Origin of the sequence: Nocardia sp. NRRL S-836 (genome assembly GCF_001279525.1) — a bacterium.
Taxonomy (GTDB): Bacteria; Actinomycetota; Actinomycetes; order Mycobacteriales; family Pseudonocardiaceae; genus Lentzea.
In genome coordinates, this window is the sequence record NZ_LGDY01000002.1 from 180,366 (window position 1) to 194,124 (window position 13,759).

General features: G+C 70.4%; 18 protein-coding genes. 12 read left to right on the forward strand and 6 right to left on the reverse strand.

Going from position 1 to position 13,759, the window contains the following annotated elements:
• Positions 1 to 194 precede the first annotated feature (194 nt).
• The 6 genes from ADL03_RS02905 to serC all read left to right on the forward strand — a co-directional run bounded on the left by ADL03_RS02905 (position 195) and on the right by serC (position 5,687).
• Entirely contained in the window at positions 195 to 1,019 is an 825-nt protein-coding gene (locus ADL03_RS02905) for an ABC transporter ATP-binding protein (RefSeq protein ID WP_157527865.1), read from the forward strand.
• Entirely contained in the window at positions 1,016 to 1,816 is an 801-nt protein-coding gene (locus ADL03_RS02910; RefSeq protein WP_053731779.1) for an ABC transporter permease, read from the forward strand. Before ADL03_RS02905 ends, ADL03_RS02910 begins: the two co-directional genes overlap by 4 nt.
• The gene (locus tag ADL03_RS02915; protein ID WP_053731780.1) at positions 1,795 to 2,850 is read left to right on the forward strand and encodes a sensor histidine kinase; all 1,056 of its coding nucleotides are present in this window, start codon (positions 1,795 to 1,797) and stop codon (positions 2,848 to 2,850) included. Before ADL03_RS02910 ends, ADL03_RS02915 begins: the two co-directional genes overlap by 22 nt.
• Positions 2,847 to 3,449: a response regulator transcription factor gene (locus ADL03_RS02920; RefSeq protein WP_053731781.1), complete on the forward strand. Its 603-nt coding sequence runs from the start codon at positions 2,847 to 2,849 to the stop codon at positions 3,447 to 3,449. Before ADL03_RS02915 ends, ADL03_RS02920 begins: the two co-directional genes overlap by 4 nt.
• Positions 3,450 to 3,646: 197 nt before the next feature.
• Entirely contained in the window at positions 3,647 to 4,273 is a 627-nt protein-coding gene (locus ADL03_RS02925) for a hypothetical protein (RefSeq protein WP_157527867.1), read from the forward strand.
• 286 nt (positions 4,274 to 4,559) lie between these two features.
• Positions 4,560 to 5,687: a phosphoserine transaminase gene (serC, locus tag ADL03_RS02930; protein ID WP_053731783.1), complete on the forward strand. Its 1,128-nt coding sequence runs from the start codon at positions 4,560 to 4,562 to the stop codon at positions 5,685 to 5,687.
• A gap of 71 nt (positions 5,688 to 5,758) precedes the next feature.
• Here serC and ADL03_RS02935 read toward each other — a convergent pair whose 3' ends face one another.
• The 4 genes from ADL03_RS02935 to ADL03_RS02950 are packed head-to-tail and all read right to left on the reverse strand — an operon-like array spanning position 5,759 to position 9,094.
• Complete coding sequence (locus ADL03_RS02935) at positions 5,759 to 6,904, reverse strand: ABC transporter permease (RefSeq protein ID WP_231641387.1); 1,146 nt, start codon at positions 6,902 to 6,904, stop codon at positions 5,759 to 5,761.
• Complete coding sequence (locus ADL03_RS02940; protein WP_053731785.1) at positions 6,901 to 7,551, reverse strand: ABC transporter ATP-binding protein; 651 nt, start codon at positions 7,549 to 7,551, stop codon at positions 6,901 to 6,903. Before ADL03_RS02940 ends, ADL03_RS02935 begins: the two co-directional genes overlap by 4 nt.
• The gene (locus ADL03_RS02945) at positions 7,548 to 8,597 is read right to left on the reverse strand and encodes a peptidoglycan-binding domain-containing protein (protein WP_053731786.1); all 1,050 of its coding nucleotides are present in this window, start codon (positions 8,595 to 8,597) and stop codon (positions 7,548 to 7,550) included. Before ADL03_RS02945 ends, ADL03_RS02940 begins: the two co-directional genes overlap by 4 nt.
• Positions 8,594 to 9,094, reverse strand: a complete 501-nt coding sequence (locus ADL03_RS02950; protein ID WP_053731787.1) for a hypothetical protein — start codon at positions 9,092 to 9,094, stop codon at positions 8,594 to 8,596. Before ADL03_RS02950 ends, ADL03_RS02945 begins: the two co-directional genes overlap by 4 nt.
• A gap of 89 nt (positions 9,095 to 9,183) precedes the next feature.
• Between ADL03_RS02950 and ADL03_RS02955 the strand changes: the two genes are divergently transcribed.
• From ADL03_RS02955 to ADL03_RS02975, 5 genes are all read left to right on the forward strand, one after another.
• On the forward strand, positions 9,184 to 9,843 hold the full coding sequence (locus ADL03_RS02955; protein WP_053731788.1) for a response regulator transcription factor: 660 nt from the start codon (positions 9,184 to 9,186) through the stop codon (positions 9,841 to 9,843).
• Positions 9,840 to 10,985, forward strand: a complete 1,146-nt coding sequence (locus ADL03_RS02960; RefSeq protein ID WP_053731789.1) for a HAMP domain-containing sensor histidine kinase — start codon at positions 9,840 to 9,842, stop codon at positions 10,983 to 10,985. The genes ADL03_RS02955 and ADL03_RS02960 overlap by 4 nt, the downstream gene beginning before the upstream one ends.
• 101 nt (positions 10,986 to 11,086) lie before the next feature.
• Positions 11,087 to 12,028 (forward strand): septation protein SepH, encoded by a 942-nt coding sequence (gene sepH, locus ADL03_RS02965; protein ID WP_053731790.1) that lies wholly within the window; start codon positions 11,087 to 11,089, stop codon positions 12,026 to 12,028.
• Between the two features lie 16 nt (positions 12,029 to 12,044).
• On the forward strand, positions 12,045 to 12,392 hold the full coding sequence (locus ADL03_RS02970) for a hypothetical protein (protein ID WP_157527870.1): 348 nt from the start codon (positions 12,045 to 12,047) through the stop codon (positions 12,390 to 12,392).
• A gap of 64 nt (positions 12,393 to 12,456) precedes the next feature.
• Positions 12,457 to 12,831: a hypothetical protein gene (locus tag ADL03_RS02975; protein WP_053731792.1), complete on the forward strand. Its 375-nt coding sequence runs from the start codon at positions 12,457 to 12,459 to the stop codon at positions 12,829 to 12,831.
• Here ADL03_RS02975 and ADL03_RS50145 read toward each other — a convergent pair.
• Complete coding sequence (locus tag ADL03_RS50145; RefSeq protein ID WP_255353326.1) at positions 12,806 to 12,940, reverse strand: hypothetical protein; 135 nt, start codon at positions 12,938 to 12,940, stop codon at positions 12,806 to 12,808. The genes ADL03_RS02975 and ADL03_RS50145 overlap by 26 nt on opposite strands.
• A 61-nt stretch (positions 12,941 to 13,001) precedes the next feature.
• Here ADL03_RS50145 and ADL03_RS02980 point away from each other — a divergent pair, with 61 nt between their 5' ends.
• Positions 13,002 to 13,421 carry a hypothetical protein gene (locus tag ADL03_RS02980; RefSeq protein ID WP_053731793.1) on the forward strand — a complete coding sequence of 140 codons (420 nt, stop codon included), beginning with the start codon at positions 13,002 to 13,004 and terminating at the stop codon, positions 13,419 to 13,421.
• On the opposite strand, the gene ADL03_RS02985 is transcribed toward ADL03_RS02980, so the two are convergent.
• Entirely contained in the window at positions 13,411 to 13,635 is a 225-nt protein-coding gene (locus ADL03_RS02985; protein WP_197288027.1) for a hypothetical protein, read from the reverse strand. The genes ADL03_RS02980 and ADL03_RS02985 overlap by 11 nt on opposite strands.
• Positions 13,636 to 13,759 lie beyond the last annotated feature (124 nt).

The following is a 13,759-nucleotide window of genomic DNA, read 5'->3' on the forward strand; positions in this document are numbered from 1 at the left end:
TCGTTCTACCACCCGAAAGCCGCCTACCGCACTGTGGAAACACGCCCGAAACATGTGCCACATGGGGAGCTTTCGTACGAACAGAAGCGGACGCGGACGCCCCGCGTGGCATCCGTGTCCACCGGACGGTTGACAGCCGGGGTCAGCGGTGCGGTCGTCCCGCGGAGAGGCTTGGGAAAAGCAGGATTCACCCCATGAACGCGATTCGAGTGCGAGGCCTTCGGAAGGCCTACGGGGACCACCAGGCGGTGGCCGGGGTGGACCTCGACGTCGCCCGCGGTGAGGTGTTCGCGGTCCTCGGGCCGAACGGCGCCGGCAAGACGACGACGGTGGAGATCCTGGAGGGCCACCGCGACCGGGACGCCGGTGAGGTGAGCGTGCTCGGCGCCGACCCGGCCAAGGCGGACCGGGTGTGGCGCTCGAAGCTCGGCATCGTCCTGCAGAGCGCCACCGACGCCGCGAACCTCACCGTCCACGAGGCCGTGCGGCACTACACGAGGTACTACGCCGATCCGCGTGACCCGGACGAGGTCATCGAGCTCGTCGGGCTCACCGAGAAGGCCAAGGCCCGCGCCGGCACGCTGTCCGGTGGCCAGCGCCGGCGGCTGGACGTGGCGCTGGGCATCATCGGCCGGCCGGAGCTGGTGTTCCTGGACGAGCCGACCACCGGGTTCGACCCGGAGGCACGCCGCCAGTTCTGGGGCCTGGTCAAGCTGCTGGCCGCCGAGGGCACCACGATCCTGCTGACCACGCACTACCTCGACGAGGCCGAGGCGCTCGCCGACCGCGTGGCCGTGCTCGCCGGCGGCCGGGTCGTCGCGCAGGGCACGCCGCAGACGCTCGGCGGCCGCGCGCACGCCGACGCCACCGTGCGCTGGCTGTCCGACCGCGGCTACACCGAGATCCGCACCTCCGAGCCCACCAAGGCCATCGCCGAGCTGTCCCGCCACGGCGAGCTCGCCGAGCTCACCGTCACCCGTCCGTCGCTGGAAGACGTCTACCTGGAGCTGATCAAGTGACCACCGCCGCCGCACTGCCGGGAACGCTGACGCTCGGTCTCGCGAGGGGTGCGATCGAGCTGCGCGAGTTCTTCCGGCAGAGGGAGAACCTCATCTTCACGGTGTCGCTGCCCGCGCTGCTGATGCTGCTGCTCGGCACCGTCTACGTGAAGGAGCCCGCCGCCGGGCAGATGTTCGCCGCCAGCATGATCGGCGCCGGCATCATCTCGACCTCGTTCGTCGGGCTCGGCATGAGCGTCGTGGCCGACCGCGAGGACGGCACGCTCAAACGCCTGCGCGGCACGCCGATGCCGTTCACGTCCTACTTCCTCGGCAAGATCATCCTGGTCTTCGTGTCGAGCCTGGTCGAGGCCGTGCTGCTGATCGCGGTGGCGGTGCTGCGGTTCGACGTGGAGCTGCCGGCGAGCCCGCAGAAGTGGCTGACGTTCGGCTGGGTGTTCGTGCTCGGCGTGGTGTCGTGCTCGCTGATCGGCGTGGCGCTGAGCTCGATCGCGAAGTCCACCCGCAGCGCGGCGGGCGTGCTGAACCTGCCGTACATCGTGCTGCAGTTCCTCAGCGGCGTCTTCATCATGCAGGCGGCGCTGCCGGAGTCGCTGCGCACGGTGGGCTCGTTCTTCCCGCTCAAGTGGGTGTGTCAGGGTTTCCGCTCGGTGTTCGCACTGGACGACGGCTACGCGGTCATGGAGGCGGCGGGATCATGGGAGCTGGGCAGGACCGCACTGGTGCTGGGGGCGTGGGCGGTCGTGGGCCTGGTGCTGGTCGGCCGGACCTTCAGGTGGAGCAACACCAGTCGCTGATCACCTGGTACGTGCTCTTCGCGGTCACCCAGGTCACCGCGCTGGTGCTCATCCTGGTCGACAACAACACCCTCGCCGACCGCCTGTCGTCGGCGGGGTTGTTGGGCCTGAACGGCCTGTGGTTTGTGCTCTACGGCAGGAAGCTGGTGCGCCTGGGGAAGGACGACTGGCGCGGCTTCGTGTACGCGGCCGGCTCGCTCGCCACGTTCGCGCCGGCGGTCTGGTTCAGCGGCAACGCCACCTTCGCGCTGTTCGGCCTGGTCCCGCAGATCTACATGGTGCTGCCGCTCGCGCAGGCGTTCGTGCCGATGGTGCTGTTCGTGTTCACCCCGCAGGTCCTGACGTGGGCGGCGGGCGCCGTGCCCGCCCTGCAGTGGCCGGCCGCGCTGCTGATCGCCGCTTTCTCGCAGGCCTTCGGGTGGGCGATCAGCCAGATCGCCCGGCAGAACCAGCAGCGCGGCGAGCTGCTGCAACGCATCGAGGCGCTGACGATCGAGGCCGAGCGGGCCCGGTGGTCGGCGGAGATCCACGACACGCTCGCGCAGGGCTTCACGTCGATCATCACGCTGTTGCAGGGCGCCGAGCCGAACGTGGAGCTGGCGCTGCGGACCGCGCGGGAGAACCTCCGCGAGGCACGCGCCCTGGTGGCGTCGAACGCACCGTCGCCTCTGGACGGTTCATCGCTGGAGGAAGCGTTGCGGCGGCTGGTGTCCGGCCTGACCCTGCCGTCGTCGTTCCGGGTGATCGGCGACCCGGTGGGACTGCCGACGTCGGTGGAGGTCGTGCTGCTGCGGACGGTCCAGGAGGCGCTGACGAACGTGCTGCGGCACTCCGGAGCGTCCCGTGTGGACGTGGTGATGCGGTTCGACGCCGACGGCGTGTCGCTGGAGGTGCGCGACGACGGCCGCGGCTTCGGCGACGCCCCGGAGGGCTTCGGCCTGCGGGGCATGCGGGCGCGGCTGGAACAGGTGGGTGGGACGCTCTCCCTGTCCTCGGACGAGGGCGCGTCCGTGCTGGTGGAGGTGCCGTTGTGATCAGGGTTCTGCTGGTGGACGACCACCCGGTGGTGCGACAGGGGCTGCGCGGCATGCTCGTGGCCGCGGACCTGGAGGTCGTCGGCGAGGCCGGCTCGGGCTTCGAGGCGATCTCCGAGGCCGCCCGGCTGCGGCCCGACGTCGTGCTGATGGACCTGCGCATGCCCGAGATGGACGGCGTGGCGGCAACGGCGAAGATCGCCGGCACGGGCCCGCGGGTGCTGGTGCTGACGACCTACGAGACGGACTCGGACATCCTGCGCGCCGTCGAGGCCGGCGCGTCGGGCTACCTGCTGAAGGACTCGACCACCGAGGACCTGATCGCCGCCATCCGGGCGGCGGCGCGCGGGGAGACCGTGCTGGCGCCGTCGATGGTCGCGAAGGTCGTCGGCCAGGTGCGCACGCCACCGCTGTCGGCACGGGAGGCGGAGGTGCTGCGGCTGGTCGCCAAGGGCATGTCGAACGCCGAGATCGGGCGGGCGCTGTTCATCTCGGAGGCGACGGTGAAGACGCACCTGCTGCGGGTGTTCAACAAGCTCGGGGTGTCCGATCGGACGGCGGCGGTCACCACGGCGATGGAGCGGGGGATGCTGCGGTGACGCGCTGAGCAGGCCGCGTTGCGGCACCCCGGTGAAACAGGCGGCCGTTCGAGTGTCGGCGGTCGGCGAACTGAAAAAGGCGGCAACAATCAGTTCAGTCGACTCTCACGGGCAGTCATCGGCGCTGTTCGCAACATCAGTCGGGGGGACAGGTGCTGCGGAGGTGGGACAGGGACGCCGAGCAACGTGAGCTGGAAATGCTCAGACAGCTCGTCTCGCGCTATTGCAACCACATCGACCGGGCCAGGCCCGCGTTCCAGGTCTGCGACTGGAACGAGGTCGTGGAGATCGACCGGCGCGGCGACGCCCGCGACCAGGTGCAGGTCAGGCTGCGGGTGCTGCAGCCTGACCTGCTGTTCGCCCGGTTCCGCTTCGCCTGCAACTGGGCACAGCCGGCCCGGCTGCGGGAGCAGGTCGAGCTGACTGTGCGCAATCAGCTGAACGACGGTTCACAGGGCATAAAACTGCCCACCACGTCCAATTGGGTCAAAGAATCCTCAATGGACGCCGTGGTGCACTTCCCCGCTCCGCAGAAGGAGAACACCGAGATCTCGTTCACGATCGAGCTGAACTGGCCGCGGCGGTTCAAACCACTGCTGGACCGGGCACCGGACACGTTGTCCGTCTACTTCAAACGGCCCACCGGTCACGTGATTTCCAAGATCGTCCTGCCACCCGACACCGATGCGTTCGTCGAACCGGTCGGTGACCCGAAGCTGGTCGAGGTGCGCACGGGCGAGGAGGACGGCAGGAGGACGGCGACGTTCGAGTCGTTCACCCTGCCGGCACACCAGGCTGCCGGGGTGTGGCTGGAGCTGAAGTAGCGGTCAGTCCTCGTCCTCGTCGTCCCAGGTACCGCCCTGACCACCCTGAACAGCACACGCACGCAACACTGAGCGTTCCTCCGCAGCCTTGGGTTGACAAACTGTCAACTGTGATTGCGGATGATGTACAGCTTGATCAACTCCATGTCAAACTCGCTCCACCGTCCGGAAGTGACCCAGGACACCCGGTGGACACCTGTCCGCCACCGGCCTGCAACACTGTCCCCCTCCGGCAACGGCGCCGGTCAGGTCCGTAGAAGATCCATCGCCCCGGAGGCGTGACCACATGACCCAGACCGCCGATCCGACCTCGCTGGTGCTGCCCGCCGAGCTCAAGCCGTCCGACGGCCGCTTCGGCTGTGGACCGTCCAAGGTGCGCCCGGAGGCCGTGCAGGCCCTCGCCACCGAGGGTGCGGCTCTGCTCGGGACGTCGCACCGGCAGAAGCCCGTCAAGAACCTCGTGGGCCGGGTCCGGTCCGGGCTGCGCGAGCTGTTCGCGCTGCCGGAGGGCTACGAGGTCGTGCTCGGCAACGGCGGCACGACGGCGTTCTGGGACGCGGCGTCCTTCGGGCTGGTCCGCGAGACCGCGCAGCACTTCACCAACGGTGAGTTCTCCTCGAAGTTCGCCAAGGTGACGCAGACGGCGCCGTTCCTCAAGGACTCGCTGGTCACCAAGGCCGAGCCGGGCACCGCGCCGGAGCTGTTCTACGCCGAGGGCGCCGACCTGGTCGGCTGGGCGCAGAACGAGACCTCGACGGGTGTCGCGATGCCGGTCACCAGGATCGAGGGGTCCGGTGACGCGCTGATCGCCATCGACGCCACGTCGGGTGCGGGTGGCCTGCCGGTCAAGGCCGAGGACTTCGACGTCTACTACTTCGCGCCGCAGAAGTCGTTCGCCTCGGACGGCGGCCTGTGGCTCGCGCTCATGTCGCCGGCGGCGCTGGCCCGCGTCGAGGAGCTCAAGGACCGCTGGGTGCCGGAGTTCCTGTCGCTGCCGACCGCGCTCGACAACTCCACGAAGGACCAGACGTACAACACGCCGTCGGTGGCCACGCTGTTCCTGCTGGCGCACCAGATCGACTGGATCAACGGCAACGGCGGCCTCGACTGGTCGGTCGCCCGCACCAAGGACTCCAGCGACCGGCTGTACGGCTGGGCCGAGAAGACCTCCTACACCACGCCGTACGTCGAGAAGGCCGCTGACCGCTCGCAGGTCGTCGGCACGATCAACTTCTCCGACGACGTGGACGCGGCGACCGTGGCGAAGGTGTTGCGCGCCAACGGGATCGTGGACGTGGAGCCGTACCGCAAGCTCGGCAAGAACCAGCTGCGGGTCGCGATGTTCCCGGCGATCGAGCCAGACGACATCACGGTCCTGACGCAGGCGATCGACTGGGTCGTCGGCCAGCTCTGACCTGAACGGGGTGAAGGGGAGTCCTCCCAGCCGGGAGGGCTCCCCTTCACCGTTCCCCACAGGCACACCCCTCAGGCGAGTGCCTCCGTCGGTGACTGCCGGGCCGCCCGCACCGCCGGGTAGAGCCCGGAGATCGCGCCGATCAGCACGGCCGCGCCCACTCCCCCGAGCAGCGCGGGCCACGGCAGCGCCGCCGGCCACCGCTGGCTGATCGAGTAGCCGGCCGTGACCGCGATGCCGACGACCACCCCGACCAGGCCGCCGAGACCGGACAGCAGCACCGACTCGGTGAGGAACTGCCGGCGGATCTGCCTGCGGGTCGCCCCGAGCGCCCGCCGCAGACCGATCTCCCTGCGCCGTTCCAGCACCGAGATCACCATCGTGTTGGCCACGCCGACGCCGCCGACCAGCAGCGCGACCCCGCCCAGCCCGAGGAACAGCGCGTTGTAGGAGCTCTCGGCGAGCTTCTGCGCCGCGAGCGCCTCCGAGGGCCGCGACACCTTGACCTCGCCTGCCTGCCGCGGGTTCAGCGTCGGGCCGAGCAGCCTGCGGACGTTCTCCACCTGCTTCTCGTCCGTGCGCACGTAGACGGTGCCGGCGTGGCCGTCGAACCCGAACGCCTCCTTGGCGGCGTCCCAGCCGACGAGCGCGGACCGGTCGATCTCCGGTGAGAGCGGCAGCGGCCCGAGGATGCCGACGACGGTGAACCACTGCCCGTCGATCCACAGCTGCGCGCCCGCCTTCTCGATGCCCAGCCGGGAGGCGGCGGTGCCCCCGAGCACCACCGACTTCTCCCCCGCCGTCAGCCAGCGCCCGGCACGCACGTCGGCGTGCAGCACCTCCGCCAGGTCCTGCTCGGCCGCCAGCACCTGCAACCCGAGCGTGTCGCCGGCCGGCACGAGGTCGGACCTGCGGACGCTCGCGGAGATGTTCCCGGTGGCGCTGGCACCCGTCACCGCGCTGATCCGCCTGGCCATCGGCACCGCGGTCTCCGGCAGCTTCGCGTCCTGGCCGAAGAAGTCCTGACCCGGTGCCGCGGTCAGCAGGTTCGTGCCGAGCGTGGCCATCTTCGCCTTCAACGCCGCCGCGCTGGAGGACGGGATCCCGATCACCGCGACGACGGCGGCGATGCCGATCGCGATGCCCAGCGCGGACAGCACGGCACGGACCGGGCGGGTCCGCATGCCGAAGAAACCCAGGCGCAGCAGGTCGATCACACGATCACCCCGTCGCGGACCTCGACGCGGCGCGGTGCCCACGCCGCGATGTCCCGGTCGTGCGTGATGAGCACGATCGTGGTGCCGTCGGCGTTGAGCTTCTCCAGCAGCTCCAGCACACCGGCGCCGTTGCGCGTGTCCAGGTTCCCGGTCGGCTCGTCGGCCAGCAGGATCCCCGGCGTGTTCACCACGGCCCGCGCGATCGCGACCCGCTGGCGTTCACCGCCGGACAGCTCGTGCGGTTTGTGCAGCGCGCGGTGGATCAGGCCGACCCGGTCCAGTGCGGACATGGCCATGGCCCGCCGCTTCGACCGCGGCACCCCCGCGTACACCAGTCCGGCGGCCACGTTCTCGATGGCGGACAGGCCGTCGGTGAGGAAGAACTGCTGGAACACGAACCCGATCGTGCGGGCCCGCAGCGCCGACAAAGCGTTGTCGGACAAGGAGGACACGTCGTGGCCGTCGATCCGGACGGTGCCGGTGGTGGGTTTGTCGAGCGTGCCCATCAGGTGCAGCAGCGTCGACTTGCCGGAACCGGACGGTCCGACGATCGCGAGCAGCTCGCCGCTCCCGACGGTCAGCGAGACGTCGCGCAGGGCCTGCACACCGCCGGGGTAGGTGCGGCTCGCGTGGTCGACGGTGATCACTCCGTGGTCACCACCCTTGTGCCCTCGCTCAGGCCCTCGCCCTGCACCTCGACCTGGCCCTTGGCGAAGATGCCGAGGGTGACCGGGATGGTCCTGCCGTCCTCGGTCCGCAGGCCGTAGCCGCCCTCGTTGCGCGCGAGCAGCGCGCCGATCGGGACCGCGAGCACGTTCTTCCTGGTGGCGACGGTGAACAGCGCGGTGACGTTGGCGGTGTCGAGGCCCTCCGCGGCCTTGGGGTCGTCGACCGAGATCGTCAGGACGATCTTCGACTTCTGGTCCGCCCCGGCGCCGGGGGTGCGGGTGACGCCGGTGATCGTGCCGGTCGTGGGCTTGCCGCCGACGATCGACAGCTCGACCTTCTCACCCTGCTTGGCCAGGCGTTGCTTGGACTGGTCCAGCTCGACGGTGACCGCGCGCCCGGTGCCGGTGACCTTCATCAGGTCGCCGCCGGCGGGCGCGCCGAGCTGGGTGGTCAGCGCCGCCACGCGGATGGCACCGGGTTGCACGACGACGTCGCCGGCGCCGAGCTTCCCGGTCTGCTCCAGGCCGTTGGCCTTCTGCCACCTCTTCAGCGCCGTGGCCGTGTAGTAGGTGAACTTCTCGTCGGGTGCGCCGAAGTCCCGGTACCCGAGGGCGGCCAGGTTCTCCTCCACCACCTTGACGTCGGGGCCGTCCGGCATGCCCTGTTCGAGGTCGCGGTAGAGCGGCAGCGACCCGTAGAACAACGGCATCGGCTTGGCGTCCGCCCAGAACACCGGCTTGCCCTGCTCGATGACGGCACCCTGGTCCGGCAGACCGGTGACCGTGCCGCTTTTCCGGCTCGCCAGACCACGCTCCGTCCCGAAGCCCAGCAGGCCGTTGACCGACTGCTGGTCGGCGAGGTCGGTGCGCGTGACGGCCGTGGTCTTCGCGGGGTCGTTGCGCAGCGGTTCGGCGTTGGCCTGGTCGGCGGCGACCCTCGTGAGCACGACGACGGAGCCGGTGCCGAGGATCACCGCCGCGACGAGCGCGGCGATGAGAACCTTCCTGTTGACGCTGCGCCTCATCCGACGGGCCTCGCCGGAACCATGCCCTCGCCGAAGCCGCAGTCCTTCATGTCCTGCTCGACCTTGTCGTCGTCGATGTTCGGCAGCTCTCTGACCTCGGGCCCGCCACCGCCGTCGAACTTCGGGTCCGGCCAGTCGTGCCCCTTGTCCCGCATGCACTTCGCCTGCTTGCGGAACCTGTCCTGGTCCTCCGGCGACGGTGGCTTGAGCTCGCCGCCGTTGGGCAGGTGCTTCTTGCAGGCCTCGTGGGCGGCGTTCATCTTCTCCAGGTCCGGAGGCCCCGAGTCGCCGCCGTCGCCGGGCACCGCCTGGATCACCACGCCGCCGCCGTCGCCCTGCTTCGGGTCCGGCATGTCGACACCGTTCTCCCGCATGCACCTGGCGAACTGGACCATGTCGCCGGTGCCGTCCTTCTTGGCCTCCGGCTGCTGTTCCTTCGTGCCGCAGGCGGTGAGTGCCAGGAGCACGGCCAGCAGCACCCCGATGGTGGATTTCATGGCGACAGGTCTACGGAGCGCGTCATTCGGCGCCGTTAAGGGAAAGGCTTTATCCGGCGCTTATGCCCGGTTCGCGGAGACTGTGCGTCATGCGTGTGCTGGTGGTCGAGGACGAACGGTTGCTCGCGGACACCGTCGCCGAGGGCCTGCGCCGGTTCTCGATGGCGGTCGACGTCTGCTACGACGGCGAGGCCGCGCTGGAACGGGTCGGGGTGCACGCCTACGACGTGGTGGTGCTCGACCGCGACCTGCCGCTGGTGCACGGTGACCAGGTCTGCAAGGCCGTGCACGCGAACGGCGGCGAGGCACGTGTGCTGATGCTGACCGCCGCGGCCGAGGTGGACGACCGGGTCGCCGGGCTCGGGCTGGGTGCCGACGACTACCTGACCAAGCCGTTCGCGTTCGCCGAGCTGGTGGCACGGGTGCAGGCGCTGGGCCGGCGCGCGCGGCCCGCGTTGCCGCCGGTGCTCGAACGCGCGGGGGTGACGCTGGACCTGCCGCGGCACCAGGCGTCGCGGGACGGGCGGTTCCTGCCGCTCTCGCCCAAGGAGTTCGCGGTGCTGGAGGTGCTGATGCGGGCGGAGGGCAACGTCGTGAGCGCGGAGGAGCTGCTGGAGAAGGCGTGGGACGAGCACGCCGACCCGTTCACCAACGCGGTGCGGGTGGCGGTGATGACGTTGCGCCGCAAGCTGGGCGCGCCGCAGGTCATCGAGACCGTGCCCGGTGCCGGCTACCGGTTCGGCCCGTGACCCTGCGGACCAGGCTGACGGCCTGGTACGGCGGGGTGTTCCTGATCGCCGGCGTCGCGCTGGTCGGGCTCAACTACTGGCTGCTGGCCGACTGGTTCGTGCCCGCCGACGGCGTCGCGGTGGCGACCGACCCGACGATGGCGCGCACCGTCCCGTTGAACGACGTGCAGACGCTGGACGTGGCCGCGCTGCCCCAGGACGCCGTCGTGCTGTCCGCGGCGGCGGTCAAGACGGACATCCTGGCCACGGTGCTGTGGCAGTCGGCCATCGCGCTGGTGGTGGCGGCGGTGCTGGCGGTGTGGCTGGGCTGGGTGGTGGCCGGGCGGGTGCTGGCGCCGCTGCACGAGATCACCACGACCGCGCACCGGCTGGAGGCGACCCGGCTCGACCAGCGCATCGAGCTGGAGGGGCCGCCGGACGAGCTCAAGGAGCTCGCGGACACCTTCGACGGGATGCTCGACCGGCTCGCGTCGTCGTTCGACAGCCAGAAGCGGTTCGTCGCGAACGCCTCCCACGAGCTGCGCACGCCGCTCGCGGTGCAGCGGACGTTGATCGAGGTGGCGCTGGCCGACCCGGACGTCTCCGCCGAGACCCGCAGGCTCGGCGCGCACCTGCTCGACACGAACGAGCGCAGCGAGAAGCTCATCGACGGGCTGCTGGTGCTCGCCCGGAGCGACCGCGGGCTCAGCACCCGTGAACCGGTGTGGCTGGACGAGGTGGTGGACGACGAGGTGGCCTCGTGCGCGGCATTGGCGGCCGAGAAAAAAGTCACGTTTGCGGTCGAGTCGCGCAGGTATCTGGTCGACGGCGACCCCGTCCTACTTGCCCAGCTCGTCGGCAACCTGTTGCGCAACGCGGTCCTCTACAACGAGCCGGGCGGGTCCGTGTCGGTGCGGCTTGATCGACAACTCGTCGTCGCGAACACCGGTCCCACCGTGCCTGCGCAGGCGGTACCCGGGTTGTTCGAGCCCTTTCGACGTCTCCGCGACCGCACGGGGACCGCCGGATCGGGCCTCGGGCTGTCGATCGCGCAGTCCGTGGCGAGGGCGCACCAGGGCTCGGTGAAGGCTCGTCCGAACGGGGGAGGCGGGCTGGTGGTCGAGGTGAACCTTCCGGAAACCGGCGTGCGGCAGGGCCCGTGAACTGGCAAGATCACGTAAAGATATCGGCGAGTCTCCCACCTCGAGGCGGCTCGTTGTCCTAACGTTCTTCGCTGGCGAGGTGCAAATTCAGGGAGGCCACGATGCGAGCGCTGCGAGTCATCGGGCTCGACGAGGACGGCAAGTCCGTCATCCTCGAGGACCCCGAAAACCGCGGCGAGCGCTTCAAGCTCCCCGCCGACGAGCGCCTGCGGGCGGCACTGCGCGGTGACCTGGCCCGTCTCGGCCAGATGCAGATCGAGTCGGGCGAGGCCCAGATGCGGCCGCGTGAAATCCAGGCGCGCATCCGCGCCGGCGAGTCGATCGAGCAGGTCGCCGCCGCGGCCGGACTGCCCACGCACCGCATCGAGCGCTTCGCCTACCCCGTGCTCCTGGAGCGGTCGCGCACGGCCGACCTGGCCCAGCGCGCCCACCCGGTGCGCGAGGACGGACCGGACGTGCAGACGCTCGGCGAGGTCGTCGCGCACTCCTTCGGGCTGCGCGGCCACGACCTGAGCGACACGTCGTGGGACTCGTGGCGCGGTGACGACGGCCGCTGGATCGTGCAGCTGCACTGGAAGACCGGTCGCTCGGACAACCGGGCGCACTGGGCGTTCCACCCCGGTGCGCAGGGCGGCACGGTCACGGCGCTGGACGAGGCCGCGGTCGACCTGATGGACCCGAACCCGAACCGCACGCTGCGCACGGTGCGCCCGGTGACGCAACTGGCCCGGCAGGCGCTGGAGGCGACTCCCGTGCTGACCGTGCCCGTTCCCGCGGTGGAGGGGCCGGTCGCGGCGTCTGCGATCGCGCCGGCACCGCCCGCCCCGGTGGTGGAGCAGCCGGAGCCGGAGGAGCAGCCGGAGCCGGAGCACGTTCCGGCCCAGGCCACGGACTCCCCCGCCGCCCCGGTGGCGGACCCGGAGTCGGTGCCCGCGGCGGAGAAGCCGGTCCGCAAGGACCCCGCGCCGAAGAGGGGGAAGAAGAACCACCCCATCGTGCCTTCGTGGGAGGACGTTTTACTCGGCGTGCGGTCGAACCGCTGACTGAGACGCCGACTCCATGGGACGTCGTGTCGCGCTGGCTGCCGGAGTGGGTGCATTCCTCGGGCTGGTCTGGTGGGGAGTGTTCGGACTCATCGCGTCGGGCGCTGTCTGCACGAAGGACGACTACGGGTGCCTCGGCACCGCCGTCGTGACCGTGCCGGTCTTCGCGGTGGTGGCGGCGGTGGCGGGGTGGCTCGTGCTGCGGGCTCTGAAGGTGTCGCGGGCCGGGCCGCTGGCCGTGCCCGCGACGCTCATGGCCGTGGCGGCGATCGTGTTCTTCGTGCTCGGGCACTTCTGGGCGGCTGTGCCGATCTTCACCGCGCTGTACGCGCTGGCCGCCGTGCTGACCGCGGCGCGCTCGTGAAGGTGTTGTGGAGGTCCTGCGCAGAACGGCCCGGTCCCGTCCTCGATCGGCTAGATCTGGGCGCATGGTGGTGCGCACTGTCGTGGGGGCGGTGACCGGAGCGGTCGTCGGCGCGGGGTTCGTGGTGACGGTGCACGAGCTGCCGTCCAGGGGCCCCGGCTACCTGGTCCTCGCCGCGGTCCCGGTGCTCTTCGCGTTCTGGGCGTTCGTGGCGGGGGTCCTGATCGCGGGCGGGTTCCGGCTGGGCCGGCAGGAACGCGGCTGGTGGGCGACCGGCATCGGCAGCGGGCTGTGGGTCGTGGTGGTCGTGTCGCTGGTGCTGGGCCGGGTGTTCTCGAAGCACGCCTATCCGCAGCTCGTCGAGGTCGTGTTGATCCTCGTGCCGTGCGTGGCCTACGCGCTCGCGGCCCTGTTCACGTCACGGCGGCCGGTCGCGTGACGCCGCGGGTGCCGCTGATGGCGATGATCGCGGTGTAGGGCGGTCCCGGCCGGGGGTACCCGCCGTTCGTGATCGCGGTGGCCGGGTGCGTCCCGGCCGGTGTGCTCACCCCGCCGGTGCCGTCGCTCCGGCGGTTCTCCGGGTCCCCACGAGCGATTACGGTGGCAGGCGTGACCGAACAGAGCACCGCGGGCAAGACGGGCAGGACGGGACGACGGCTGCTGCTGCGGGTCGTGTTGTCGATGGTCGTCGGCGCCGGGCTGGTGCTCGGGTGGACGTGGGCCTACGAGGGCGGCGCGCTGAAGTCGTGGCTCGACAGCACGTCGATGTCGGAGTTCCTGCTGCTCGTGCTGATCGGGCTGCCGCTCGCGCTGGTGTCGTCGCTCGTGCTCGCGGGGCCGGTCCTGTGGGTGTTCGGGGTGCGGCCGGTGTGGCCGGTCATCCTGCTCGGACCGGTGCTGCTGGGCATCGGGCTGTACTTCAAGGTGCACGAGCCGGTGCTCGGGTGGTTCTCGAACCGGCACCACGCCGAGGCGCTGCTCGCGGCCGTGGCCTACGGGCTCGTGGCGTTGTTCACGTTCAGGAAGTAGCCGGTACCTCGTCCAGCAGGTGCAGGTCCCAGCCCTCCCGCTCGCACCAGTCCTCCGCCTCCTCGCGGGAGACGGCCACGGCGTGCCGGGGGCGTTGACCGGCGAGGTGGTCCCAGCCGTCGGGCGCCAGGACGAAGTTCACCCCATCGCGTGAGGCGATGAGCCTTCCGTGCGGAAACGCCATCGTCTGCTCGCTGCGCAGAAACCGCGTCATGGTGGTCATCGTGCCCTTGACCTCGACCTAAGTCGAGCCAGCAGGCTCGCCGGTGCGGAAAAACCGGATGCTGAGTGTCGGTGCTCCTTCGTACTGTCGAGGAACACCAAGAGGGGGCTCATCG